Source organism: Thermoanaerobaculia bacterium (assembly GCA_035260525.1).
Taxonomy (GTDB): Bacteria; Acidobacteriota; Thermoanaerobaculia; order UBA5066; family DATFVB01; genus DATFVB01.
In genome coordinates this window covers 1-4,887 of sequence record DATFVB010000287.1, presented here as the reverse complement: position 1 = coordinate 4,887, position 4,887 = coordinate 1, and the positions used below count along the sequence as shown (strand labels likewise).

Sequence of the window (4,887 nt, the reverse complement as noted above, 5' to 3'; positions counted from 1 at the left end):
GGCCTCGTCGCGCGCGGGCTCGTGCTGCTGATCGGGCTCATCACGAACCTCGCGTTCTACCAGCGGTTCTCCTTCTCGTTCGCCTCGCCGGCGGGCAACACGCTCGGCGCGGCCGTGATCGCCGTGCCCGTGATCGGCGGGGTGATCGTCGGCCTGATGGCGCGCTTCGGGTCGAAGGCGATCCGCGGGCATGGCATTCCCGAGGCGATGGAGCAGGTGCTCCTGAACAAGAGCCGGATCCCGCCCCGCGTCACGTTCCTGAAGCCGCTCTCGGCCGCCGTGGCGATCGGCACGGGCGGACCGTTCGGCGCCGAAGGGCCCATCATTGCGACGGGAGGCGCGCTCGGCTCCCTCCTCGGTCAGGTCGTCCCCACGACCGCCGTCGAGCGGAAGATCCTCCTCGCCGCCGGCGCCGCCGCCGGGATGGCGGCGACCTTCGGAAGCCCGGTCGCCGCCGTGCTCCTCGCGATCGAGCTGCTGCTCTTCGAGTTCCGCGCGCGGTCGCTCGTCCCCGTCGCGCTCGCTTCCGCGGCGGCGACCGGGATGCGGTACATCCTCGTCGGTTCCGACCCCGTGTTCCCGATGACGGCCCTCTCGACGCCGAGCGGCGGCGCGCTCGCCCTCTACGTCGTGCTCGGCGGGCTCGTCGGGCTCGCCGCGGTGGGAGCCACCCGCGCGGTCTACGCGGTCGAAGACGCGTTCGAGAAGCTCCCCGTCCACTGGATGTGGTGGCCGGCCCTCGGCGCGGTCGCGGTCGGCGTCATCGGATATTTCCGCGGCGACACGATGGGCGTCGGCTACGACAACATCGAGAAGATCGTCTCGGCCAAGTTCACGCTCGAGGCGCTCGCCGTGCTCGGAATCCTCAAGTTCCTTTCCTGGGCGATCTCGCTCGGGAGCGGCACCTCGGGCGGGACGCTCGCCCCCCTGTTCACGATCGGCGGCGCGGTCGGAGCGCTCCTCGGCGCCGGTCTGGCCATGATCTTCCCGGGCGCCGGGATCGACATCCGCATCGCGGCCCTGGTCGGCATGGCGGCGATGTTCGCCGGCGCCTCCCGCGCGCTCCTGACGTCGGTCGTGTTCGCGTTCGAAACGACCCTCCAGCCGCTCGGCCTCCTGCCGCTCCTCGGCGGCTGCACGGCCGCGTTCCTCGTGGCTTCGCTCCTGATGCGCGAGAGCATCATGACCGAGAAGATCTCGCGCCGCGGCGTGCGCGTCCCCGCCGATTACGAGGCCGACTACCTCGGACAGGTCCTCGTCCGCGACGCGTGCTCGAAGGACCTCGTGACGCTCCCGGCCGAGCAGACGCTCGACGCGGCGCGCGCGTGGATCGCGTCCCGCGCGCCGGGAAGCGCGCACCAGGGATTCCCGGTCGTCGACGCCCGGGGCGTCCTGCGCGGGGTCCTCACCCGCCGCAATCTCCTCGATCCCGACCAGCCCGGCTCCCGGGCGCTCGGAGATCTCATCACCCGCGCGCCGGCCGCCGTCCTCCCGGACTCGACGCTGCGTGAGGCTGCCGACCACATGGTGCGGGAGAACGTCGGCCGCCTGCCCGTCATCGACCCCTCCGGCGCGCTCGTCGGGTTCATCACGCGCGGCGACGTCCTCGCGGCGCACCGCGAGCGCCTCGCCGCCGCGCACGAGCCCGAGCCCGTGATCTGGAAAGAGCGCGCGCGAATCCCATCCGGCTAGAATTCCTCCGTGGCGATCCGGGCGTTCCTCGCGTGCGCGGCGGTCGCGGTGCTCGCCCTCGCCTGCCTCTCCGCGCCGAAACCGGGCTCTCCGTCCCTCGATGACTACACGTCCGGGGCGTCGTCGATCGCGGCGGACGTGGACACCCTGTTCCGCACCGGGCGAGCGGCGCCGTCGCTCGAGGTCGACACGGCCGCGCCGCTGCGCTCCGCCGCCGGCGCCTGGAGGAAAGCCGCGGCGCCCGGCGACCGCGTCGAGACGTCGATCGTTGATTTTCCGCGCCGCCCGAAACGGGAAGCGGCGATGACGATACGCGTCGCTCTCAGCGGCACCGGCGCTCGCGACCTCTCCGAGCGGATCGCCGCCGACGAGCGTTTCACGCTCGAGCTCGTGCGAACCGCCGACGGCTGGACGATCCGCCGCACGCAACCGGAATGGGACGGGCGGATCCGGAGCGGACGCCCCCACGTCACCGACGTCACACGTGCGTGGGGCGTCGCCGCCCGCCACGAAGCCTGGGACCCCGCCGAGATGACGAACTACTGCATCCCCGCGACCCACCACCACCCGGGGATCGCCGTCGCCGACTTCGACGGGGACGGCTCCCTCGACATCCTTCTCCCGAGCCGCCGGCCGATCCTGCTCGTCAACGACGGGCATGGCCGTTTCCGCGACGCGACGGAAGGCTCCGGACTCGACCGCCTCCCCCCCGGCGAGGCGGCCGGGGTGGTCGCGGCCGATCTCGACGGCGACGGGCTCCCCGAGCTCTTTCTCACCTACGCCTATTCCGACTGCCGGCTGCTCCACAACGAGGGCCGCGGCCGCTTCCGCGACGTCACGGCGGAATCGGGGCTTTCGGGGCTCTCGGGAACGTACACGTCCGCGGTCTTCTTCGACGCGGACCGCGACGGCCGCCTCGACCTCTTCGTCGCGGCATACGGAGACGCGCGTGTGACCGGCCCCGCGTACTCGGGGAAGAACGGCCCCGGCAGCCGCTTCTTCCACGACGTCGGACGGGGCGGGAAGCCGTTCTTCGTCGACGAGACGGAGAGCGCGGGCTTCACCGACCGCGGCTGGGCGTTCGCCGCGTCCGCCTGCGATTTCGACGGCGACGGGGACGACGACCTCTACGTCGCCAACGACTGCGGAAGGAACTGCCTGTACGAGAACTTCTCGACTCCGGGGTCGCCCCGCTTCCGCGACGTCGCGAAGGCGGCGGGCGTTGTCGACGACGGCTACGGCATGGGAGTGACCTGGGGGGATTACGACAACGACGGACGCTTCGATCTCCACGTCTCGGACTTCTCCTCGCCCTACCGCTGGCTGATCCGCTCGCCGAAGCTCCCGATGCCGCCGCTTCCCGGAATCGTCCAGGCGGTCGCGCGCCCGATCGTCGTCCCGATGCTGCTCCGGCGATGCCAGGGAGACGGCCTCTATCGGAACCGCGGCGACGGGACGTTCGAGCGGACGTCGGAATCGGCCGGCGTCACGGAGGGAGGCTGGGCGTGGGGAACGGAGCTCGTCGACCTCGACGGCGACGGACGGGAAGACCTCCTCGTCGTCAACGGAATGTGGGAGGCCGCGCCGGGCGGGAAGAGCGACGAGGTGAAGTTCTGGAACGAGATGTCGGGCGAGGGGGTCGCCTTCCACGACGGATATTGGGGCGGGATCGACTTCGGCCGCGATGGCATGGCGTCGCGCTCCGCGAAGCACCTCTATCGCAACCTCGGCGGCGGCCGGTTCGAGGACGACGCGTGGATCGAGGGTTTCGACACCCGCGCTGACACGCGCGGCCTCGCGTTCGGAGACCTCGACGGAGACGGCGCGCCCGACGTCGTGCTCTCGACGTTCCGCGGACCCGTCCTCGTCTACCGAAACGGGTGGAGCCACGCGCGTCGGCTCACGCTGCGGCTCGTCTCCCAATCCTCCTTCAACCGGGAGGCCGTCGGCGCCGTCGTCCGCGTCTCCGCGGGCGGGCTCACCCGGATCGGCGAGGTCCGCGCCGGCTCGTCCTATCTCTCCTGCTCGGCCAAGGACCTTTACTTCGGGCTCGGTGACGCCGCGGCGGCCGAGACGATCGAGGTCCGCTGGCCCGACGGGACGCGAGAGGTGCGCCGCGGCGTCGGGGCGGGCTTCCACGTGTGGAAAGAGGGAGAGGCGGGACGGTGAGAACCGCCTCCCCCTGGGCGGCATTCGCCGCGGCGCTCTGGCTCGCCGCTTCGCCGGCGGCAGCCGGAAAGGCGCGATCCTTCCGGATTCAGGCGGCGGGCCGTTCGGTCCGAGTCGTCGTTCCCGAGCTCTTCGAGCCGCTCCTTCCCGGGTCGGTGTATCCGAACCGGCGCAAGCCCCGGAAGCCGCGCGCCACGCCCGTCGCGATCGTCGAGGCGGAGCTCGCCGGCGACGCGGAGCCGTTTCTTCTCGACCGCGGGTTCGTGGTCGCGGAGGTCGAGACGATCGACGCCCCCACGGTCGATCGCGTCCTCGATTCGCTCGCCGCCTCGATCGAGGGAGGCATCGGCGAAGCGACGCTCCTCGCGCGCCGCCCCGGCGACGCGCTCTCCGACCGCCGGATCCGGGCGGCGGCGCTCTTCGACCCGGCGCCGCCGGCCGACCTTTCGCCCCGCGGCGCGGGCGGCGTGCTCTTCTTCCGGACGACGGCCGGCGGCTCCCTGCCGGCCGCCTCGGCGCCTCACGGCTCCATGAGCGAAAGGTGGTACCGGAGCGACCACGGCTTCCCGCGGGAAGCGTTCCGGGACGCGGCGGAGTGGCTCGCCGCCCCGTCCTCCCCGTCGACGAGGGGGGCTTCCCCGCCGCCTCCGGCCTCGCGGTAAAATCCCGGCGATGTCAGGCGTCCCCTCACCCCCCTCCCCCAAAGGAGTCCTTCTCCCCTGGCAGCGCCGGCTCTATCGCATCCTGCTGATACCGCTCGGCCTGATGGCGGCCGATTCGATCTATTTGCTCTCGTTCACGAAGTACTCCTCGTTCTTCATGGCAATGCTCCTCCTGCACCTGGCGCTCGGTCTGCTCCTTGCGATTCCGTTCTTCGCGTTCGCCGTCACGCACGCGAAGCGCATGATCCGGATGCGGAACCGCCGCGCGAAATACGCGGGGCTCGCGATCGCCTCGCTCGCCGTCATCGTCGCGACCACCGGGCTCCTGATGACGTTCAAGGGCGCGACCATCCGGAACCGGCCG

The 4,887-nt window shown here is 71.7% G+C and carries 4 protein-coding genes; all 4 read left to right on the top strand.

The window, feature by feature from the left end; all coding sequences use genetic code 11:
- The coding region (locus tag VKH46_13890) for a chloride channel protein (protein HKB71934.1) at positions 1–1,692 on the top strand (1,692 nt) is incomplete at its 5' end.
- A 9-nt stretch (positions 1,693–1,701) separates the two neighbouring features.
- Complete coding sequence (locus VKH46_13885; GenBank protein ID HKB71933.1) at positions 1,702–3,861, top strand: CRTAC1 family protein; 2,160 nt, start codon at positions 1,702–1,704, stop codon at positions 3,859–3,861.
- Positions 3,858–4,523 (top strand): hypothetical protein, encoded by a 666-nt coding sequence (locus VKH46_13880; protein ID HKB71932.1) that lies wholly within the window; start codon positions 3,858–3,860, stop codon positions 4,521–4,523. Before VKH46_13885 ends, VKH46_13880 begins: the two co-directional genes overlap by 4 nt.
- A 10-nt stretch (positions 4,524–4,533) precedes the next feature.
- Positions 4,534–4,887: hypothetical protein (locus VKH46_13875; protein HKB71931.1), on the top strand; the 354-nt coding region annotated here is incomplete at its 3' end.